This window comes from Blautia sp. XA-2221, from assembly GCF_028767025.1.
Classification (GTDB): Bacteria; Bacillota; Clostridia; order Lachnospirales; family Lachnospiraceae; genus Blautia_A.
In genome coordinates this window covers 59126-78187 of record NZ_JAJQXX010000015.1, presented here as the reverse complement: position 1 = coordinate 78187, position 19062 = coordinate 59126, and the positions used below count along the sequence as shown (strand labels likewise).

Annotated in this window: 19 protein-coding genes, 1 tRNA gene and 1 pseudogene; 5 read left to right on the top strand and 16 right to left on the bottom strand. The window is 36.3% G+C overall.

Annotation, left to right across the window (positions count from 1 at the left end; all coding sequences use genetic code 11):
• The 16 genes from LU279_RS11895 to LU279_RS11820 all read right to left on the bottom strand — a co-directional run.
• The coding region (locus LU279_RS11895; RefSeq protein WP_274422721.1) for a ParA family protein at nucleotides 1-170 on the bottom strand (170 nt) is incomplete at its 3' end.
• Nucleotides 171-185: 15 nt separating this feature from the next.
• Entirely contained in the window at nucleotides 186-1061 is an 876-nt protein-coding gene (locus LU279_RS11890) for a ParB/RepB/Spo0J family partition protein (RefSeq protein ID WP_009268923.1), read from the bottom strand.
• A 406-nt stretch (nucleotides 1062-1467) separates the two neighbouring features.
• Nucleotides 1468-1539, bottom strand: a tRNA-Arg gene (locus tag LU279_RS11885).
• Between the two features lie 871 nt (nucleotides 1540-2410).
• Entirely contained in the window at nucleotides 2411-3280 is an 870-nt protein-coding gene (locus tag LU279_RS11880) for a DUF3881 family protein (RefSeq protein ID WP_274422718.1), read from the bottom strand.
• A 21-nt stretch (nucleotides 3281-3301) separates the two neighbouring features.
• On the bottom strand, nucleotides 3302-4597 hold the full coding sequence (gene serS / locus LU279_RS11875; protein ID WP_274422717.1) for a serine--tRNA ligase: 1296 nt from the start codon (nucleotides 4595-4597) through the stop codon (nucleotides 3302-3304).
• Between the two features lie 25 nt (nucleotides 4598-4622).
• Nucleotides 4623-5162 (bottom strand): DUF4446 family protein, encoded by a 540-nt coding sequence (locus tag LU279_RS11870; protein ID WP_274422716.1) that lies wholly within the window; start codon nucleotides 5160-5162, stop codon nucleotides 4623-4625.
• A gap of 12 nt (nucleotides 5163-5174) precedes the next feature.
• Nucleotides 5175-6110, bottom strand: a complete 936-nt coding sequence (locus LU279_RS11865) for a ParB/RepB/Spo0J family partition protein (RefSeq protein ID WP_274422720.1) — start codon at nucleotides 6108-6110, stop codon at nucleotides 5175-5177.
• On the bottom strand, nucleotides 6110-6877 hold the full coding sequence (locus LU279_RS11860; protein WP_274422715.1) for a ParA family protein: 768 nt from the start codon (nucleotides 6875-6877) through the stop codon (nucleotides 6110-6112). Before LU279_RS11860 ends, LU279_RS11865 begins: the two co-directional genes overlap by 1 nt.
• 1528 nt (nucleotides 6878-8405) lie before the next feature.
• Entirely contained in the window at nucleotides 8406-8648 is a 243-nt protein-coding gene (locus tag LU279_RS11855) for a helix-turn-helix domain-containing protein (RefSeq protein ID WP_334305589.1), read from the bottom strand.
• A gap of 29 nt (nucleotides 8649-8677) precedes the next feature.
• Nucleotides 8678-9340, bottom strand: coding sequence for a GOLPH3/VPS74 family protein (locus LU279_RS11850; protein WP_274422713.1), 663 nt, complete (start codon nucleotides 9338-9340; stop codon nucleotides 8678-8680).
• Nucleotides 9341-10268: 928 nt separating this feature from the next.
• Entirely contained in the window at nucleotides 10269-11393 is a 1125-nt protein-coding gene (locus LU279_RS11845) for a hypothetical protein (protein WP_274422712.1), read from the bottom strand.
• Nucleotides 11386-12093 (bottom strand): ABC transporter ATP-binding protein, encoded by a 708-nt coding sequence (locus LU279_RS11840; protein ID WP_274422711.1) that lies wholly within the window; start codon nucleotides 12091-12093, stop codon nucleotides 11386-11388. Before LU279_RS11840 ends, LU279_RS11845 begins: the two co-directional genes overlap by 8 nt.
• Complete coding sequence (locus LU279_RS11835; protein ID WP_274422710.1) at nucleotides 12081-12794, bottom strand: hypothetical protein; 714 nt, start codon at nucleotides 12792-12794, stop codon at nucleotides 12081-12083. The genes LU279_RS11840 and LU279_RS11835 overlap by 13 nt, the downstream gene beginning before the upstream one ends.
• Nucleotides 12795-12796: 2 nt before the next feature.
• Nucleotides 12797-13249 (bottom strand): RNA polymerase sigma factor, encoded by a 453-nt coding sequence (locus LU279_RS11830; protein WP_274422709.1) that lies wholly within the window; start codon nucleotides 13247-13249, stop codon nucleotides 12797-12799.
• Nucleotides 13250-13619: 370 nt separating this feature from the next.
• On the bottom strand, nucleotides 13620-13835 hold the full coding sequence (locus tag LU279_RS11825; protein ID WP_274422708.1) for a peptidoglycan-binding domain-containing protein: 216 nt from the start codon (nucleotides 13833-13835) through the stop codon (nucleotides 13620-13622).
• A gap of 47 nt (nucleotides 13836-13882) precedes the next feature.
• Entirely contained in the window at nucleotides 13883-14878 is a 996-nt protein-coding gene (locus LU279_RS11820) for an SH3 domain-containing protein (RefSeq protein ID WP_274422707.1), read from the bottom strand.
• A gap of 235 nt (nucleotides 14879-15113) precedes the next feature.
• On the opposite strand from LU279_RS11820, the gene LU279_RS11815 reads away from it, so the two are divergent.
• The 5 genes and pseudogenes from LU279_RS11815 to LU279_RS11800 all read left to right on the top strand — a co-directional run bounded on the left by LU279_RS11815 (nucleotide 15114) and on the right by LU279_RS11800 (nucleotide 18995).
• Nucleotides 15114-15485: a BlaI/MecI/CopY family transcriptional regulator gene (locus tag LU279_RS11815; RefSeq protein WP_274422706.1), complete on the top strand. Its 372-nt coding sequence runs from the start codon at nucleotides 15114-15116 to the stop codon at nucleotides 15483-15485.
• Nucleotides 15478-16329 (top strand): annotated as a pseudogene (locus tag LU279_RS13640) (M56 family metallopeptidase); the annotation flags it as partial. The gene LU279_RS11815 and the pseudogene LU279_RS13640, both read left to right, overlap by 8 nt.
• 6 nt (nucleotides 16330-16335) lie before the next feature.
• A complete protein-coding gene (locus tag LU279_RS11810; RefSeq protein ID WP_274422705.1) occupies nucleotides 16336-16794 on the top strand; it encodes a hypothetical protein in 459 nt (152 codons plus the stop codon).
• Nucleotides 16795-16949: 155 nt separating this feature from the next.
• Nucleotides 16950-17975, top strand: a complete 1026-nt coding sequence (locus LU279_RS11805; RefSeq protein WP_274422704.1) for a threonine aldolase family protein — start codon at nucleotides 16950-16952, stop codon at nucleotides 17973-17975.
• A 66-nt stretch (nucleotides 17976-18041) separates the two neighbouring features.
• The gene (locus LU279_RS11800) at nucleotides 18042-18995 is read left to right on the top strand and encodes an alpha/beta fold hydrolase (RefSeq protein ID WP_274422703.1); all 954 of its coding nucleotides are present in this window, start codon (nucleotides 18042-18044) and stop codon (nucleotides 18993-18995) included.
• The last annotated feature ends 67 nt before the right edge of the window (nucleotides 18996-19062 follow it).

Sequence of the window (19062 nt, the reverse complement as noted above, 5' to 3'; positions counted from 1 at the left end):
ATATCATCCGGTTCTACATATCCAAGACTTGCAGTTAAACTTCCCTGTGGATCCGCATCAATCAATAACACTTTTTTTCCTTGTCTTACCAACCCAACTCCAAGATTTAAAGTCGTTGTACTTTTTGCAACTCCGCCTTTCTGGTTTACTACTGAAATAACTTTACACATACTGTTTTCCTCCATTTATTTCTCCCAATTTTCATTCTGCCAGATTTTCAATAATGCTATAATTTCTCGTTTCATCATTGCCGGTGTATATCTGCTTGGAAAATATTTGTGAAGCTGCTCATTCGTAAAGGCAACTCTCGTAATCTCACCTTTTTTTATCTCACTCATAATTTCCTGCATCTTCTCTAATGTAAGTTGGTTTTCTTTGCTCAATTTTCTAATCCGCTGTGCCTGTGATAAAGACGGAACAGCCTGAGCATAATCCATTGCTTCTAATAGTTGTTTTTGTTCTTCTTCTTTTAATGCTGAAATTTCAACTGCCGGATTAAAAGATATCAATTCATCATCTAATTTCTGTAAGAACTCAGGTATTAGTTTCGTCAATGAAATATATCTTTGTACCTGCTTTGGACTATCTCCACATTCTTCACTGATAATCTCTACTGTTCTCTTTCTTTTTGTTTTGTGGTCAATTTGACCTTTTTTCCTACCTGATTTTCTTTTCAGCACATCATTTTTCATTTTGTAAGCAAAAGCCTTTTCACTGAAACTGATTTTTTCTCTGTGCAGGTTAGAATCCACCATATTCAAAATAGATTCATCTTCTGTCATCACACGGATAATTACTGGTACTTTTCGATACCCCAGTAACTCAGCTGCATGTTTTCTTCTGTGACCGGATATAATCTCATAGACTCCATCTGGCACAGGCCTGACAATCAATGGATTGAGAATTCCGTACTTCTCAATACTTTCTTTTAGCAAATGCATCTCTTTATCATCTTTCACTTGAAAAGGATGATTTTTAAAAGAACAGAGTCTTTCAATCTCAATTTCAATAATCTTCTCATCTTCATTCTTCGGAATAAATTCTTTCGTTACTTCCGTCATCATTTCCTCCTTCTTCGGTCAGACAAAAAAAGCCCGTCTGGATCCGATTATTTTTGAAATCAGTTCCAAACGAGCATCTCGTTTTCTATTAGCTATAGCTAATATATTTCTCTATTGTTTCAGCTAATATATGTTTGCAAATTATATTCTGCAAAGAATTTTTCCTTTGATCTACTGTATTTTACATTCCTAAATCAATGGTGACAACAGATACTTCCCCAAATGTTAGCAATATCTCTGATACAGTCTATTTGCAAAACTCTATTTTTTATTAGCTGCCAGCTAACAATTATTTCATTGTATTAGCTGAAAATCATCCTCAAAGCAATAAAATCATGCATTTTTTTTATCAAAAAAGCGCCCCATTATTTGCATTTCTGCTAATAATCGAACGCTTTTGACTGGCCGTCTCGTATAGGAATCGAACCTATAATTTAGTCTTAGGAGGACCATGTTATATCCATTTAACTAACGAGACAAAATGCCATTTTCCCTTGAAAACACGCGATTTTCCGGCTTTTTGGTAATGGCAACCTTTATTTAATTATCAGCTTTTTTCAAGCTGTTAATTACTATTATTTTTCATGTTGGTGACATCAAAGCACTCACCTATTAGGGTAACACCTTCGTGTCAATTTTTACTCTTCTTAACTAGATTTGAACCCAAAAGTTTTTTCAGGAAGTGATAACCTTGGTTCCTCCTTAGGAGGACCATGTTATATCCATTTAACTAACGAGACAAAATGCCATTTTCCCTTGAAAACACGCGGTTTTCCGGCTTTTTGGTAATGGCAACCTTTATTTAATTATCAGCTTTTTTCAAGCTGTTAATTACTATTACTTTTCATGTTGGTGACATCAAAGCACTCCCCTTTTAGGGTAATACCTTCGTGTCAATTTTTACTCTTCTTAACTAGATTTGAACCCAAAAGTTTTTTCAGGAAGTGATAACCTTGGTTCCTCCTTAGGAGGACCCCGTTATATCCATTTAACTAACGAGACAAAATGCCATTTCCTCTTGAAAATACACAATTTTCCAGATTTTGTAATGGCAATCTTTATTTAATTATCAGCTGTTTTAGCTGTTAATTACTTGTTTTTCAGTATATCAGATGATGTATATACACCATCTGATATACTTTATCGTATAGATAAAATTGTACTATATTTTATTCAAAATTACAAGAGTATAATTAATTTTTCAGGAATTTAGAAATATTACAGTAACTACTTATAGATAATATTCCATGAGATATCCGGAAGGATGTTTTTCCCTGAGGCATATATTTCAAAGCACCATCATCACCAAAAATAATTCGGAACGTGCCTGCCCCGTCTGTAACACCAGCCTAAAAATGTATCTGCCCTTGAAGCCATATATCTGCTTTCAATCTTCTTCCTACAGTTGGTTCGCCTAAAAGGTCTTGTCTGTTGATACAGACGTCAAACTGCATATTATTACATTCGACAGTCATCTGTACAATTTCTTCTCCTGTCAAAATATTTTTGAATGTATGAACATCCAGAATTTCTCCCAAAATACTATACTGATCACACTGAATTCCGTGTGGCATAAAATAGGATTCTACTACGGAAAAAAGATCCTCTGTTACAATTCTCTGCGAAATCATGGAATATGTATCCATATCTTCCATTGTAAGGCTTTCCATTGCTTCTTCGTCGCCATCTCTGGCAGCCGCAATCAGATTGCTTCTGTTCTTTGCAACCTCTTTTTCCACTTTTACTGCTTCTTTATCTTTCATTGCAGGAAGTAAAATCCGTCCTTCTTTTGCAAGTCCGGTTAAAGTCACCGGCTGTGCGACAGTATTCTCTTTCCCCTTTTCCTGCATATATTCTGCAGCATTCTGAAGATAAAAAATCAGGGTGATTCCTATTCTCAGGTCATCGCAGGCTCCTGCAAATGACTCTCTGTCCAGATGTCTTTCCACAGTTACCTGCTCCTGAGTGGTAATTCCGGTTCCTCTGAAAAACGGGAAATAGTAATCCACATGAAAATGATTATATTCGTCATACTGACCACACACTGTGATACCGCAGTCACATCCATAATTTTTAGAAAACTCTGTAAAAATTCCCTCCGGATGATCTTCAACAGCTATTTTCTCATCATAGTTCCTTACAGTATCTCCGATAATTTCCTTTATCTCTTCCCTGCTTCTGACTTTAGAAAAACCAACCGCTCTCAGATAACTGTGCACAAAAACACCTCCATACCCGTTTTATGCCTGGGTCTTTTTCTCAATCTTTTTCATACCGCCCATATATGGCTGAAGTGCTTCTGGAATATTTACAGAACCATCTGCATTCAGATTGTTTTCAAGGAAAGCAATCAGCATTCTCGGCGGTGCTACTACTGTATTGTTTAATGTATGAGCAAGATATTTCTTTCCATCTTCTCCGTTGACACGGATTTTCAGACGACGCGCCTGAGCGTCACCAAGGTTAGAGCAGCTTCCTACCTCAAAGTATTTTTTCTGTCTCGGAGACCATGCCTCTACGTCTATGGATTTCACTTTCAGATCCGCCAGATCACCGGAGCAACATTCCAGTGTACGAACCGGAATATCCAGAGAACGGAAAAGATCAACTGTATTCTGCCATAATTTTTCAAACCACATTTTGCTGTCTTCTGGTTTACATACAACAATCATTTCCTGCTTTTCAAACTGGTGGATACGATAAACGCCTCTTTCCTCAAGACCATGGGCTCCTTTTTCTTTACGGAAACATGGAGAATAGCTGGTAAGAGTTTTTGGCAACTCCTGTTCCGGAATGATCTGGTCAATAAATTTACCGATCATGGAATGCTCACTTGTTCCAATAAGATAAAGGTCTTCACCCTCAATCTTATACATCATAGCATCCATTTCCGCAAAACTCATTACGCCTGTTACTACATTACTGCGGATCATAAACGGCGGTACACAATAGGTAAAACCTCTGTTGATCATAAAATCACGGGCATAGGAAATTACTGCAGAATGAAGTCTGGCAATATCTCCCATCAGGTAATAAAATCCATTTCCTGCAACTCTTCTGGCGCTGTCCAGATCAATTCCATCAAAGTTTTCCATGATTTCTGTGTGATATGGAACCTCGAAATCAGGAACAACCGGCTCTCCAAACTTTTCAACCTCAACGTTTTCGCTGTCATCTTTGCCAATCGGTACTGTTGGATCAATGATGTTCGGAATTACCATCATATCTTTCAGAAGTTCTTCTTCTACTTCTTTTTCTTTTGCAGAAAGTTCATCAATACGGGCTCCGGAAGCAGCTACCTGCTTTTTAATTTCCTCTGCCTCTTCGCGTTTTCCCTGTCCCATCAGAGCGCCAATCTGCTTGGAAATTTTGTTTCTTTCAGCGCGCAATGCCTCAACTTCCTGTTTAATGGCTCTGTTTTCTTTATCCAGTTCCAGAACCTTGTCTACCAGTTCCAACTTACTGTCCTGAAATTTGTTCTTTATATTCTGCTTTACAATCTCCGGATTTTCTCTTACAAACTTAATATCTAACATGATTTTCCTCCTCAAAATATAATTTTTAACTTAATTTGTCAGTTTCATCCTCTTCCAGTTCTCCCAGACCAAAGTTGACCGCCTTTCTCAACGCTTCAACTTCCTCCTGGCTGAGCATTACATAAGATTCACCTTTTACGATTTCTTTCAGATACAGGAAACAATTATCACGGCTGTGGACTGCGTTTAAAATCAGACCTGTATTTTCTTTGTCAAGAAGAGCCAGTGCAAAACTGAGTTTACCTCCCACATCATCAAAAGCATCGTATTTTTCTACACCATACTTACTGAAGATTACTCTGAAGTTTTTGACAATGGATTTTATTGTCTGCTCATGATTTTCCTTTGCCTCATAGAGACGGTCAATCTGTGCAAATTTTCTCATAAATGTTTTTTCCAGTGACTGTGCATCGCTGCCCTTCATAAACATCTTATATTTTCTTTCCAGCCTGCTCAGTCTCATGCTATAACTTATCATACTTCCAATTAAAACAATTACTATAATCAACAGTATGATAATAATAATTCCGGGATCAATTCCTATATTTTCAAAAATAGTACTCATATGATCCCCCTTCTATCCAATAGACTCAAACAGATCAATGATCCGTTCCAGATCCTCTCTGGAATAATACTCAATTTCTATTTTACCTTTATTATTCTTCTTTCTGTGAATAAATACTCTTGTGCCTGTGATTCCTTTCATTTTTTCTTCCAGGCTTTCGTAAACAGCATCCTCTGCTGAGTTTGAAGCTGTTTCCTTCTGACGTGAAGGTTTCAACATTTTTCGCACAAGAGCTTCTGTCTCACGAACACTCAGTTTATGATCAAATACTTTCAAAGCAATCATTTCCTGAGTTTCAAAGTCAGAAATTCCAAGAATCGCACGAGCATGTCCTGCAGATATCATTTCGTCTACAACCATTTCCTGAACCCGTGGTGAAAGTTTTAAAAGGCGGAGAGAATTTGTTACTGCTGTCCGGCTCTTTGAAACTCTTTCTGCAATCTCATCCTGTTTCAGATGAAATTCTTCAATCAAACGTTTATATGCCTGAGCCTCTTCCACAGGATTCAGATCTTCCCTTTGTATGTTTTCAATCAGGGAAATTTCAACAATCTCCTGATCTGAAAACTCTTTGATCACAACAGGAACTTCTTTTAATCCGGCCATTTTTGCAGCTCTCCACCGTCTTTCTCCGGCTATGATCTCAAAATAGTCCTTTTTATCAGACACAAGAAGTGGTTGTAAAATTCCATATTGTTTTATTGATTCCGATAATTCCAGTAACGCATCCTCATCAAATTTCTTACGCGGCTGTTCGCGATTGGGTTCTACCTTTGAAATTTTTACAATCACTGAACCTCCCACGTTCTTTTCTTTTTTTTCAGCGGTTTTCTCCGGATGAACTGCTGTTTTTTCTTTTGTATCCTTTACTCCTGATTTTGAAGCAACAGACTTTTCTGGAAAAAGTGCATCAAGTCCTCTTCCAAGTCCGGATTTTTTTGCTGCCATCATTCACCCTCCCTGTTTATTACTTCTTCTGCTAAAAGACGATAGCTTTCTGCTCCTGCAGAGCGCGAATCATAAATAGTGATTGGTTGTCCATAACTGGGTGCTTCCGCAAGTCTTACATTTCTGGGAATAATTGTTTTATAAATATTTTGCTGGAGATTATCCTTGACATTTTCCACTACCTGTAAAGATAAGTTTGTCCGGGCATCGTACATTGTAAATACAACACCCTCCATAACAAGACGTTTATTTAATCTCTCTTTCACCAGATCAATTGTATGTATAAGCTGAGATAATCCTTCCAAAGCATAATATTCACACTGTATTGGAACAAGTACCGATGTAGCTGCTGTTAAAGCATTAATGGTAAGCATATTCAAAGATGGCGGACAGTCCATAATAATATAGTCATATTTCCTGCGTATTTTATCCGTTATCTTTTTTAAAATATACTCTTTATCCTCTACGCCAATAAGTTCTATTTCTGCACCTGATAAATTCACATTGGACGGAATCAAATCCAGCTTTTCCACTACATTTTTAATAATTGTACTTTTGACATCCGTCTGCCCAAGCAAAAGCTCGTACAATGTATTTTCCACCGCATTTTTATCAATGCCCAGACCACTGGTTGTGTTACCCTGCGGATCAATATCTATTGCTAAAACTTTCTTTCCTTTTTCCGCAAGGCAGGCTGACAGATTGATGGCTGTTGTTGATTTTCCAACCCCGCCTTTTTGGTTAGCTATCGCTATTATTCTTCCCAATTTTCTTCCTCCTTTTGAGGGATTATAGAGATATTTTCATTATAGCACTTTTATATGTATTGTTCCACACTATGTTTCACGTGAAACATTAAATTTTAGGAAACTCTCTAAATTAATTATTGTTAATATTCCACAATTTTATACACATTAATAAAATATTTTTTTATCATCACTTAACTATAAAATTCCATCTAATATTTACTTATAAAAATTCATGTTATCCCAATATAGTCAATTTGCAATCAACTTTTCACTAAAAAAGCACCAACTGTTTATATGTAATATAAAGCCCCCTATAAGAATAGCTAAAAATCATCAACTATCCGCTATCAAATATTAAATATCATATATATCAACGAAATCAACTAACATCGTATATTATTTCAGTATGTGAATATTTATTTATAACGTTTCACGTGAAACATTAATCCTCTTTCATTTGTCAAAAGTAAGAAATGCATTATTCAGTTCTTACAGATATGTATTTTCTGTATAATCCATAAAACAAAAATATTTCATGTAAAAATATTATTTGCAGACTATTTATAAAAAGCAAGATACACATTTTCATGTTCTTACAGAGATTAATTTTCTATGTAATCTCATATAACACAAAAACGTTTCACATAAAACATTATTTCTCTCTTCTCTGTAAAAATAAAGTACACTTTATTCAGTTCCTATAGATATTTATTCTCTGTATAATCCATAAAACAAAAATATTTCATGTGAAAATATTATGCTCTCTATTTATAAAAAGCAAGATACACATTTTCATGTTCTTACAGATATTTATTTTCTATGTAATCTCATAAAGCACAAAAACGTTTCACATAAAACATTATTTCTCTCTTCTCTGTAAAAAATAAAGCACACTTTTCCAGCTCTTATAAAAATTTATTCTCTGTATGATCACATAAGCAAAGATGTTTCACGTGAAACATTAACTTTGTCTTCCTTGCAAAAAGCAAGATGCACCTGATTCAGTTTTTATATATGTAAATCTCTATATAATCACATAGAGAAGCGACATTTCATGTGAAACATTGCTTCTCTCTTCTTTACAAAAAGCAAGTTATACATAATTCAATTTTTATAGAAACTAATTTACTATCTGATTATATAAAGCAAAGACATTTCTCGTAAAATATTAATTTTCTTTTATTTGTCAAATGCGAACTACACTTGTTCCAATTCTTATAGATGTAATTTTCTATAATTATATAAAAAAATGTTTCACGTGAAATATTTTTTATATATAGATTTCTCTATAATAAAAATTTTATTATTCCTTAATTTACTACATTCTCACATTCACTTTATTTCAATATTAAAGCACAGATATTTTTTCCGTTGCTTTCCGGAACTATCTACATCCCGCTGACAGCATAAAATAAAAATCCATATAACCTTTAAAACTATGCTGTCAGCAAATATAAAATTTCCAAACCAAACAGTTCTCTATCAGATTCCTGATCTATCACTATAGTGATAAATGTAAATTAGCTTATACAATATCTGCGTATTTTCAGCTGTTTTTCAAAATTTCTTTTATTTCCGGAATTGTTTTTCCCTGTTCTCTTAATGATTTAATATAATAAATACGTTCCAGGCTTTCTTCTCTCTTATATCGTCTTGTAAGATTATGTTCTGCCTGCTCAAAGGAAATCATCCCTTCTTCTGTGTAAAATTTAAGCGTACTATATCTCATATCTGTCAGTCTGACCAGTTCTCCAATAGTAACATACTCAGACTGCTGAATAACCTCCATACTTCTCTGTCTTGACACATCTACTCTCCTTAATTTGTATACATAACAGTCAGTGCAGTCATCATAGCAATAAGATTTTCAATATAATCAATCATTTCTTTTATGAGTTTACCGGAATCAGAATTTATAATTTTATTCAACTTATGCCTTATCTCCTTCTGTTCAAAGGCTGAAAAATATTCTTTTATGATTTTACTTCTCTCCAGAAGAGCAACCAAACAGGCAATATCCTCTGTTATTTCTCCATCTTCCAGAAGTTCTGATCTGATCATATCTATTACATAATGAACTGACTGTTTTGTAGGGATATAGTTTTTTCGTTTACTAATTATACCAGATTCTGTAATGGTTACAATCCCTATCTCCGCCAAAGAATCCTCTACCGCTCCAATAAGCTCTCTTAATTTTCTGTCTGAAAAAGAATAATTATATTCTTCTATAATTTTTTCTACTTTTACAGGTTTTGGCTGATTTATAAAGTCATATAATGGTTTCAGATACATTTTTTCAGCTGGAAGTTCGCCGGTTACTCTTACTTTCTTTTTTTCCAGCACTATACAATCTTCCATTTTTAATTCTAAAAGGGCAGACGCAACCATACACACCAGCTTTTTCACATCAAATCCTGAAATCTTTCCTTTTCCACCCATTGCGCAAATTAAATATTCCTGCGTAACTGACAAATCTCTCATTTCTTTTCCTCCTTATCTCTGTTCCTTTTCCTATTTGCTCATTTTTCTTAGCATATTTGGCATTATCAATTACCGTAATTCTCAAAGTCCCTTCAACCCTGTTCCTTGAATTTTGTCTTTCAAACTTACCTGAATGTCACTCTCTGAAATTTTCAAAGATCATATCAATCTATTTTTCTTAATTATTTATAGATTACTTTGCATTTCTACTTTCAAAAGTGTTTTCAATACTAAAAAAAACAATAATCTCTTCTATTTCTGCTTTCAAAGTTTTAAAATACAGGCTTTCATAAGTAATAAACACTCTCCACTTATCACTTGCTACTTATAATTTATAAGATATACCCGCCTTGTATTTCTGTCAATCTTTTAAGAGAAAATCTTTTTTACACTCCCATCATCCCACAAAACTGTGTATATATCGTACTTTTTGAGAACTTAAAATTCTAAATTCATGCAATGAAACAAGTATCTATAGATAAGCAAATTGGGAAAAGTACACAAAATCATTACGAATCTGTTTTTATAAGCTACTCATATAGAGCTTGATATTTCTTTTATGTCCGTATATTACAGATTCTATAGTGCAAAATTCGATATTTACTCATTTATAGCAGGTATGACAATTGAATTTACCCCAAAATATCTTTAAGGAAAATATTTTATCTTCTAAACAATAAAATTAAAAAGGTGGTAAAATTCTCATTAGCCCTTCTTTATAGTGTGTATATGTCAGGATTATCGATTCTTTTGCATCTCATATTACAGATTTCATTATATAAAATTCAGTATTTATTCAATCATAAAAGGATGGTACTTGATATATAATCAAATACCACCCTTAATTTTGCTTACCAAGATATTAAAAAGATAAATGTTTTGATATAAACAAAAACGCCGTGATAAACAGCTCGCAGCAATTATTTCTTTACTTTGTCGCCTGATATTTTTTATATCCTCTGTAACCTCCCACAACCAGCAATGCTGCCAGAATCCCATATATAACCGGCAATAGCTGCATCTGGGTAAAGTATTTCCCAAACAAATATACCAGCCGACAGTCCAGAAGGTTCCAGATTGCCAGTGCATTAGATGGGATGCACAGCCACAACTGACTTACCACGCGAAATTGATCCGGAATGTTCACTACTAGGGAAAGCAAAAGGATTCCAACCATTATAGCTATCGTACCGGTACTGCTTTTCATTTTTTCAGCACAGAACATGGCAAATGCTGATTCCAGAACTGCTGCTGTTAGAAGTATAAAAAGCTGGATACCCAATACCTTCCCAATTGTAAGGGGATATGAACACATGGGATATATCATCTGTATCTGTGTATTCAGTCCATGAAACCCATAAAGGATCAAAACAGGAACTGCACAGGCCAGCACAAGGCATATGGTCCCTCCAAGAGAAAGTGTCACTCCCGCTATGATTTTGGCGGCATACAAGTTTTTCTTTCCATATCTGCAACAAAAATTAAGATGATTTACTTTTCGGAAATGTTCTTCTGCAAATATTGATGGTACCGCAACTGCTACAAAAATAATCTGCATGATCGCTATTAAATAAAACGCTGTGCTAAGTTTCCTTTCTCCGGCTGTATATTCATAGGTAAAAGGAATTTTTATTCTGCTTTCCTGCTCTTCCCAGTAGTCCTTTTCTCCCTCCTGCAGATTATATTCTTCCCAGTCACGCCTCAGTGCCTTTTGGCGTTCCCCATATATATTATCTTCTGTTATATTTTTTGTCTGTATCTGATTGAAGGGTAATATACAAGATAAAAAATAGTTCAGACCATCCGGATATTCTTTATCTTTATATTCTTCAAGCAAAGTATCATCCACTGTTTTCCCTGTAATTTCCAATTCATTCTGCCTGTTTTTATGAATATACTGAATGATACTCTGACCATCTGAATCAAGTCCAATATCACTGATAGATATCACAAATGCGGAAAGTATCATCATAATTCCAAGGGTAATCCATATAATTTTACGGTGAAAAAGCTTCAGATACTCGTATCCTAAAATTCTTTTAAAATCACTCACAACCTTCCGCCTCCCCAAATTTTTCAAGATAAAGCTTTTCCAGATCACAGCCTATTTCCTGCCTGATTCCTTCAAAAATAAGCTGTCCCTCTTTCATCATCAGAATTTTATCTGCAATCTGTTCCACATCTGATACAATATGAGTGGAAAGGAGAACAATATTATTTTCCCCCTGTCTGGCAATCATTTCGCGAAACCGGACTCTCTCTTTTGGATCAAGCCCGGCTGTAGGCTCATCCAAAATCAAAATTCTTGGACGGTTAATAAAAGCCTGAGCGATTCCCAGTCTACGTATCATACCTCCTGAATATGTTTTGATTTTCTTTTTTTCCATACCTTTAAGCCCAGTCAGTTCAATCATTTCCTGGCAGCGTTTTTTTGCTGTAACCTTTGGGATTCCTTTCAAAGCTGCCAGATACATCAGAAAATCCATGCCGGTAAACTCCGGATAATATCCAAAATCCTGCGGAAGATATCCCAAAATTTCCCTGTATTCTTCCTCTCCTGCCTCTCTTCCGTCCAGTGTAATGGTTCCTCTGTCCGGTCTTAAAATACCGCAGATCATTCGCATTAAAGTGGTTTTTCCTGCGCCATTAGCTCCCAGGAGACCATATACACCAGGAGTCAGCTTCAAAGAAATATTGTCTACTGCAATTTTATTTTTAAACTGTTTCGACACTCTGTTAATTAAAAGTTCCATACCCATTCCTCCGACTGAAGTAATATCATTTTCCATTCCCTGACTGTCAGAACTGCCAGTATGACAAGACTGATCACCCATCCCAAAGGCTTCATAAGGGAATAGATATTTATTCCGCTGTAATTAATCACCAAAATAACTCCACAGATCAATACTGAAACTGCACTGCAGTAATACATACTTTCTCTACCCCGAATTTTTCTGACAATTGTAAGATTGCATAAACAAGACAAAAGATATGGAAACAGAATAATCAGGGCTGCAGAAAGAAATTCATATTTTCCAGTCCACATAAGCAATGGGAAAAGAACTACAAGAACAATCATATTTCCCAGTCCAAGGATTATAAATTTTGCCATTAGAACAGCTTTCAGAGAAAACCTTGATGCCATTTCCAGTTCTTCCATCCCATATCGTACAGACCTGCTTCCTTCTGCAACAAAAGCCAAGGCCAGAACAGGAATCATAGCTGCCAGAATACCTGTATATACTCTGTTTTTATCCAATACAGCACAGATTCCACCTGTTAATACCGCCGCAAAGACAAACCAGTTCCATTTGCGTATGTATCCTATCTGGATCCGCAAAAACTGCATATTGCTCAGCCTGCCTTCCGGCATCCTCTGTAAAAACTCCTGTTTCCGTACTGGCTCCGGTGGCTGGTACAACGTTTGAAGTTCTTTTTTCAGTTTCTGTTTCACTCTTATCCCTCCATTTCTTTTTTCAGCTTTTTCAGACATTCTCTGGATTTTCTATAGAGAGCAAATCTGGAAATCCCCAATATTTCTGCAGTTTTTCCCACAGAAAGCTCGTTTACATATCTCAAAAAAACAAGTTCCTGTTCCTGTGAATCCAGACTTTTTATAGCTTTCCTCAGATCCATATGTACCGCCATATTCTCCTGAATATTTTGTGTGCTATCAGGAATTTCTTCTGATAATTCTTCATTTTTTTGTTTTCTCACCAGATCAATGCAGAGATTTCCGGCAATCCTGTACAGATAACCGATTTCTTTTCCCATATCCTTATAAGTTTTATTTTCCAGAAAACGGAGAAAGGTTTCCTGCGTAATATCTTCTGCTGCCTGCTGATGTCTTAGTTTCATATAGCAATACCGGTATATTTTGTCATATTGTTCATCCAGATCTGTATGCATCAGAAATCCTCCTCTCATAATATTTAACGGATCGTTCCCTGTAAATGTGCGGATAATCTTTATAAAAATTCAAAATGGTAGTTCTATAGTCAATTATTCTATAATGAACTCTATTATACTACCGAACTTTGAAAGCTGTCTTAAAAAATATCCGGTCTGCACTCTGTATTTTAGGAATACTAATAACAAAGGACCGATAATCTCCATCCGTCACCTTTTATTTATAGATTTTCTGTCAGTTTCTGTTTTGCAAAAATATTTTTTCTGCAAAATAGCCACTTCCACTATAATCTATATTACAAGGAATATCTGATGGAAATTATCAGTCCCTAAATTTTCTAATTTACCACTGTATTTATTGGATTACTGCTTATTTTACTTTATAAGCTGCAAATAATTTCATTCTTGTATCATGTCCATATGCACCATCTGCGCTCAATCCTCTCGCCTGCTGAAACTTCTTTACAGCAGTCACTGTTCCGTCTCCAAAAGAACCGTCCGCACCTGTAGAACCACAACTGTATCCACAGATAATCAGCATTGCCTGCATAAGTTTAACCTCTGTTCTTTTTTGAGCAACTATCATCCTTAGTTCTGCCGTCAAAGGCTTACAAAAAACAAATATCTGCCTGTTTAATCTGTATTATCGCTTATTTCATTTTCTGACTGACTGTCAGAATCATCTTTATCGCCATTTTCTTCTGATTGCTGTTCATATTCCCCGTCTGAAGGACCCTTCTGGCTGTAAAACTCATCATAAGTTACAGGAGTGCCGTCTTCGTGACGTCCATATATAGCTTCTGGATCATAATCGATTCCATTAGCTTCAAGCCATTCTATATAAGCTCGCGTTGCATTCTCCCGAGGTTCTGCACCATCCGTTTCACAATATTCTTCATATGTTATAGGGGTTCCGTCTTCATGATATCCAAATGGCGAGTACTGCTGCTCTTTATCAGAGTCATTTTGACTGTAAAAACTATCATAGATATTTTTTGAACTGTCCTCTGTGTCAGATACTTCTGTGTCAGATGTTTCTTCCTCTGTATCCGGAAGCATTAAATAATCGCCATCCACATAGCCCATGGACTTTTTATATTTAATACGTATCCAGTCATTTGCACAGATTCCTGTCGCTTCCACTTCTTCGCCTTCATCAAGAGTACCAAGAAGCTCTGAATTTTCTTTACAGTCTGAATATATTTTTACCCCCCCCCGGGTATATAAATGCTGTGTGGCTTTCACCACAACCACACCCAACGGCGTTTTTTCAATACGGTCTTCATTAACAAGATATTCTCTGTCAACATAGCCTGTTTCTTTGTTACCGTACTCCACACGTGCCCAATCATTTTCACAGATACCTGTTACATGTACCTTTTCTCCTGTATGCAGAACTTTCACCACATCGCTGTCTGTAGTTGCGTCCTTCCTGATGTTCAGGTAAGTAGCAGAATACTGTTCTTTATTAGCTTTCTTAACCGGAATGCCGCTTACTGTCTCTTCTGAAAAATCTTTCTGAGACATAACCGCTGCCTCGGTTCTTACCATTGATGCTGCAGGTACATTTCCCCCAATTAAAATGCCTGTAGCAACTAAGCACATTAACTGATAATTACTTTTTTTCATGTTCTTCTCCTTTCTTGCTGTTTAGATTCATGCATGTATCTTAATGCTGATACTATCATAAAAAAATTTATTTTCAATACTTGATTAAAAAATTTTTATTTGCTATTATGAAATTAATTATAGATTCTTCTCTGTATCTTTACCTATTTTAATAGTCTCCTGAAATCACCAGAATAGAGTAAAGATGCACTGTTTTTTCTATTTTATATTAAATTTTTTATAAGGAATTGTTATTATGCCGGCTAAATATGATCTTTCTAATCAGGAATTATTTATTATGAAAATTTTATGGGGAATTTCCTCAGAAATGACTTTAGGCGAAATTACCGAATATCTGCAAGATCACGGATTTCAGCCTACGATTGGAACTGCAAAAACCTATCTTACACGACTGGTAAAAAAAGGCGCGCTGAAAACCCGCAAGGAAGGACATAAACTTTTATATTCCCCTGTTTCTGACGAAACCGGATACGAGCAGCAATGGACAGAAAGGCTTTTAAATGACCATTTTGGCGGATCTCTTAACTCTTTTCTGTCTGCTTTAACAGGAAATGGAAAACTGAAAAATTCACAGATTCAGCAATTAAAGGACTTTTTTGATGAATAATTTATTATTTTTTATGTGCTTAATGGGTTCTATGATGTATATTTCTTACATCCTTTTATGTAAGCTTTTTCAGAGTAAATATTCTCCCGGAATGAGAATGTTTACTCTGGCTGTGTCAGGTGTTTTTTACACAGTCCCTGTTCCCATACTCTGGAGACACTATACTCCTGCCAGAAAAGACCTGCTATACCCTTTTACTGCGGATTACATAATTACTTTTTCTCATAAGACTGTACATATTCCGCAAAATAAAATTATAACCCTTACCAAAAACGGTGTTTTTCATCTCCCCAGATACTCTCGTTTCTTTTTAACTTTTATAGCTATATGGGGAATTATTCTTTTTTATACCCTTATAAAAAGTATCCTGCACTTTTACAGATACAGGCAATTCTGGTTTCAGATATCCCAGGCACTTCCGCCTGATGAAAAAAATATGCTGGATCTGAAAAAGAAAATACGTGTAAGAACCTTTTCTGTAGATCACTCCCCATTTGTTATGGGCTTCTTTCACCCTGTGATCTTTATCCCTGAACACCAAATGCAGGGACTGGATATTATGATCAAACATGAAGCAGAACATATTCATTATCTTCATAATTTCATAAAAACATGGGGATTTATAATCTTTGCCCTGCACTGGTACTGCCCATTGAGTTTTCTTTTTTATTTAAGTTTATCTAATACTCTGGAACTGTTATGCGATCAGAAAATTCTGAAGCATGCAACAAATACTGAAAAAAAGGAATACGCTTATCTTCTGTTAAATGTTACATCTTCATTGCCTTACTGTGCGCATTTTTCACCTGTTCAGTATCTCAATTATTATTTTACTAAGGAGCGCCTGAAAATGATCAAAAAAACTTCCACCGGTTTCTGTTTCCCTGCTTTTATTTTTATTCTTGCCAGTATCTTTATTTCCGTAACTCCTGTAATGGCATATCAGATGCCATATATTAACATCTGCTCAGATTCAGAACCGGATGACTCTGACACAACAGAATTTGTTTTTGTTCCCGACGGTCAAGTTTACGAACCCTTTGAACCTGCCCCGGAAAAAACTTATTTCGATATTTCTGATGAATATTTTGTCACTGACAGTGGAAAAATTATTTTTGATTTTCCCACCTCAAATTTATATGTTTCCTGTAAACATACCTATCAGAATGGAATTTATTATCTTCACAAAAAGAAAGCCGGACACAGCTGTACCATGGAAAAACGCAGCAAAAAATGCTGTACAAAATGCGGTCATTGTATCCGTAATTCTTTAATCAGTTCCACTCAATATCCAAAATGTCCTCATTGAGAACACCATACCTCTGAATCATATTTTTAGCAGTCGCCCGTATTGTGCCACTTTTCAATTCGTGATAAACTGTTTCGTAACAAATCGAAAATTTTATTTCAGACTGCCTGTGGCAGTCTGATTTTAACACACAATGGAAAGTGAGGCTTATCTATATGTTATACTTTGCAAACGACTACTCCGAAGGCGCTCATCCAAAAATCCTTCAGAGGCTGATGGACACAAATATGGAGCATTTATCCGGCTATGGTTCTGACCGCTACACAGATCTCGCAAAAGATAAAATCCGTGATCTCTGTAACTGCCCGGAAGCGGAAATTTATTTTCTGGTTGGAGGAACTCAGACAAACCAGACTGTTATTGACTCCATGCTAAAAAACTATGAGGGCGTTATTGCTGCCGAAACAGGTCATGTAAGTGTCCACGAGGCCGGCGCTATTGAATTTACGGGGCACAAGGTCCTTACACTGCCTCAGCATAACGGAAAGCTCTGCGCTCAGGATCTGAAAGCTTATATGGATACTTTTCTGGAAGATGACAGCCATGAACATATGGTATTTCCGGGTATGGTATATATTTCTCATCCTACAGAATATGGAACGCTTTATACAAAAGATGAACTGAAAGAACTTTCTCAGGTATGCCGCCATTTTAAGCTGCCTCTTTATATGGATGGTGCCCGTCTTATTACAGGTCTTGCCTGTCCGGAAAATGAACTGTCACTTCCTGATATTGCAGATCTGTGCGATGTTTTTTATATTGGAGGTACGAAAACCGGCACGCTGTGCGGAGAGGCTGTTGTTTTTACAAAAAATAATGCTCCTGCACATTTCTTCACTCAGATCAAACAGCACGGAGCGCTTCTTGCCAAAGGAAGGCTCTGCAGCGTACAGTTTGACGCTCTATTTACAGATGATCTTTATAAGGAAACAGGCAGAAATGCCATTGAAACAGCTGCTCTTCTGAGAGATGGGCTTCAAAAAAAGGGATATACGTTTTATAATAATTCTCCTACTAATCAGCTTTTCCTGATTATGGAAAACAGCAGGCTGGAGGAACTGAAAAATCATGTTGTATACAGTTTCTGGGAAAAGGCTGACGACACACATACTGTCATTCGATTTGCCACAAGCTGGGCAACTGCCAGAGAGGATGTAGAAAAGCTTCTTTCTCTTTTATAGCATTGTAAAATACATGGTTTTGACGTATAATAATTGCAGTCAGATTACGTGAAAAGGAGGTTTCATATGAAGAAAAACAAGAACCGTCTAGCCACTTTTTTAGTGCTGTTCTCCTCCGCAACAGCCATCATCCACATTGCAAACAAGATCATTGCCGCATCTGCATCTCTGAAGGAAATGCTTGATTCCAACAGAAGAAACTATTACAAATGGCGTTTTGGAGAAATTTTTTATACAAAAAAAGGAAGCGGAAGTCCTGTTCTCCTTATCCATGATATGCTCCCAGGAGCCTGCGGCTATGAATGGAACAGAATTGAAGAAGAGCTTGCCATGGAGCATACGGTATACACCATTGACCTTCTTGGCTGCGGACGCTCTGAAAAACCGGGCATGACCTATACTAATTTTGTTTATGTACAGATAATCTGTGACTTTATCAGAAATGTGATCGGAGAAAAAACAGATGTGATCACCAGCGGTTTTTCCGGTTCCTTTGCTGTTATGGCCTGCCGCAATGAAAAAAGTCTTTTCAACAGGCTTATCCTTGTGAATCCGCCTGCCCCGGGCAATCTGACACAGATGCCGTCCAGAAAAGACCGTCTGCTGAAATATTTCCTGGAAATCCCTGTCTTTGGAACTCTTGTTTATCACATCATTGTTTCCAGAGTAAATACTTCAGACTTTTTTATTGAAAATATGGTTTTTGATCCCTTCCATCTGGATCAGAATCTTCTTGATGCTTATTATGAAGCTGCTCACAGAGGCGGATGTCAGGCGAAGGCAGCCTATGCCAGCAAAGCTTCCCGCTTTATGAACATTAATATCCTGCCTGCATTGAAGTCCATTGACAACAGTATTTTTATTATTGAAGGCGAAGCCGAAAATAATGGAGCCGCTGTTGTAGACAGCTATCGAAGCATTAATCCTTCTGTGGAATCTGTTACGATTTCCCATACGAAGCATCTTCCACATGTGGAAGACCCGGAAAAATTCCTGGAACAGATCGGAGTTTTCCTGTAACGTATTAACAACTGAACCGGATATGATCCTGCAGCTGTTTTCCTGTACAGCTGTTTATACAGCAAAT

Excerpts from the sequence above, each read along its gene's own strand:
- LU279_RS11890 (WP_009268923.1), bottom strand. The coding sequence starts at position 1,061 with ATGACGGAAGTAACGAAAGAATTTATTCCGAAGAATGAAGATGAGAAG.
- serS (WP_274422717.1), bottom strand. The coding sequence starts at position 4,597 with ATGTTAGATATTAAGTTTGTAAGAGAAAATCCGGAGATTGTAAAGCAG.
- LU279_RS11870 (WP_274422716.1), bottom strand. The coding sequence starts at position 5,162 with ATGAGTACTATTTTTGAAAATATAGGAATTGATCCCGGAATTATTATT.
- LU279_RS11865 (WP_274422720.1), bottom strand. The coding sequence starts at position 6,110 with ATGGCAGCAAAAAAATCCGGACTTGGAAGAGGACTTGATGCACTTTTT.
- LU279_RS11855 (WP_334305589.1), bottom strand. The coding sequence starts at position 8,648 with ATGGAGGTTATTCAGCAGTCTGAGTATGTTACTATTGGAGAACTGGTC.
- LU279_RS11850 (WP_274422713.1), bottom strand. The coding sequence starts at position 9,340 with ATGAGAGATTTGTCAGTTACGCAGGAATATTTAATTTGCGCAATGGGT.
- LU279_RS11840 (WP_274422711.1), bottom strand. The coding sequence starts at position 12,093 with ATGGAACTTTTAATTAACAGAGTGTCGAAACAGTTTAAAAATAAAATT.
- LU279_RS11830 (WP_274422709.1), bottom strand. The coding sequence starts at position 13,249 with ATGCATACAGATCTGGATGAACAATATGACAAAATATACCGGTATTGC.
- LU279_RS11825 (WP_274422708.1), bottom strand. The coding sequence starts at position 13,835 with ATGATAGTTGCTCAAAAAAGAACAGAGGTTAAACTTATGCAGGCAATG.
- LU279_RS11820 (WP_274422707.1), bottom strand. The coding sequence starts at position 14,878 with ATGAAAAAAAGTAATTATCAGTTAATGTGCTTAGTTGCTACAGGCATT.
- LU279_RS11815 (WP_274422706.1), top strand. The coding sequence starts at position 15,114 with ATGCCGGCTAAATATGATCTTTCTAATCAGGAATTATTTATTATGAAA.
- LU279_RS11810 (WP_274422705.1), top strand. The coding sequence starts at position 16,336 with ATGATCAAAAAAACTTCCACCGGTTTCTGTTTCCCTGCTTTTATTTTT.
- LU279_RS11805 (WP_274422704.1), top strand. The coding sequence starts at position 16,950 with ATGTTATACTTTGCAAACGACTACTCCGAAGGCGCTCATCCAAAAATC.
- LU279_RS11800 (WP_274422703.1), top strand. The coding sequence starts at position 18,042 with ATGAAGAAAAACAAGAACCGTCTAGCCACTTTTTTAGTGCTGTTCTCC.